The organism is Rhizobacter sp., from assembly GCF_031412075.1.
Taxonomy (GTDB): domain Bacteria; phylum Pseudomonadota; class Gammaproteobacteria; order Burkholderiales; family Burkholderiaceae_C; genus Rhizobacter.
In genome coordinates this window covers 1-1614 of record NZ_JANOCG010000602.1, presented here as the reverse complement: position 1 = coordinate 1614, position 1614 = coordinate 1, and the positions used below count along the sequence as shown (strand labels likewise).

Sequence of the window (1614 nt, the reverse complement as noted above, 5' to 3'; positions counted from 1 at the left end):
GGGCCGCGACGGCGAAGCCGGCGCCTCGAGGAAAACGCCGATCGAAGCGGCGACCGACGCCGCCGACGAGATCGGCCTGGCGGTGATCGCCACCACCTTCACGCTGATTGCCGTGTTCCTGCCGACCGCTTTCATGGGCGGCGTGCCGGGCAAGTTTTTTGTGCAGTTCGGCTGGACCGCGGCGATCGCGGTGTTCTTCTCGCTGGTGGTGGCGCGCATGCTCACGCCGATGATGGCGGCCTACATCCTGAAGCCGCCCAAACGCGAACACAAGGAAGCACGCTGGTTGAGCCTCTACATGGTCTGGGCGCGCTGGTGCTTGAAGCACCGCGTGTGGACGCTGGTCGGCACAGCGGTGTTCTTCTTCGGCTCTTTCGCGCTGGTGCCGCTGTTGGCCACCGGCTTCATTCCGCCCGATGACCTGTCGCAAACCCAGGTGACGGTGACGCTGCCGCCGGGCAGCACCTTCAAGGAAACCAACACCCTGGCGGAGCAGGCGCGCCAGATCGTGCAGGCCCACCAGCACGTGAAGCTGGTCTACACCGCCATCGGCGGCGGCAACGCCGGCGCCGACCCGTTTGCGGCGCAAGGTGCGGCCGAGGTGCGCAAGGCGGTGCTCACCATCAACATGACCCACCGCGACGACCGCCGCGGCACCAGCAAACAAGACATCGAAGGCCAGCTGCGTGTGGCACTCGAAGCGCTTCCCGGTGCGCGCGTCAAGGTCGGCCTGGGTGCGTCGAGCGAGAAGTACGTGCTGGTACTGGCCGGTGAAGACGGCCGGGTGCTGGCCGAGCACGCCGCGCAAGTGGAGCGCGAGTTGCGCACCATCCCGAACATCGGCGCGGTGACCTCCACCGCGAGCCTGGTGCGCCCCGAGCTGATCGTGCGGCCCGACTTTGCGCGCGCCGCCGACCTGGGCGTCACCTCGGCCGCCATCGCCGACACGCTGCGCATCGCGACCGCCGGTGACTACGACCAGGGCCTCGCCAAGATGAACCTGAGCCAGCGCCAGGTGCCGGTGGTGGTGAAACTCGCCGACAACGGCCGGCAGGACATCGAGGTGCTGTCGCGCCTGCCCGTGCCGGGCGCACGCGGGCCGGTGCCCTTGTCCAACGTGGCCACGCTCGAGATCGCGAGTGGCCCGGCCGAGATCGCGCGCTACGACCGGCTGCGCAACATCAATTTCGAGATCGAGTTGAACCAGCAGCCGCTGGGCGCGGTGGAAGCCGCCGCCCTCGCGCTGCCGAGCCTGAAGAACCTGCCGAGCGGCGTGATCCAGACCTCGGTGGGTGACGCCGAAGCCATGGCCGATCTCTTCGCGAGCTTTGGTCTCGCCATGCTCACCGGCGTGCTGTGCATCTACGTCGTGCTGGTGCTGCTGTTCAAGGACTTCGTGCAGCCGGTGACGATCCTCGGCGCGCTGGTGCTGTCGGTCCCCGGCGCGTTCCTGGCCCTGTTCATCACGCAGACGGCACTGAGCATGCCCAGCATGATCGGCTTGATCATGCTGATGGGCATCTCTACCAAGAACTCGATCCTGCTGGTCGACTACATCATCCTGGCGCGCCGCGACCACGGCCTGAACCGTTGGGACGCGGTGCTCGACGCCTG

The 1614-nt window shown here is 67.5% G+C and carries 1 protein-coding gene; it reads left to right on the top strand.

Features of this window, described 5'->3' with window-relative positions:
* Positions 1–1614 (top strand): efflux RND transporter permease subunit (locus RMO40_RS22300; protein ID WP_309725796.1); only part of this gene is annotated, 1614 nt, incomplete at both ends.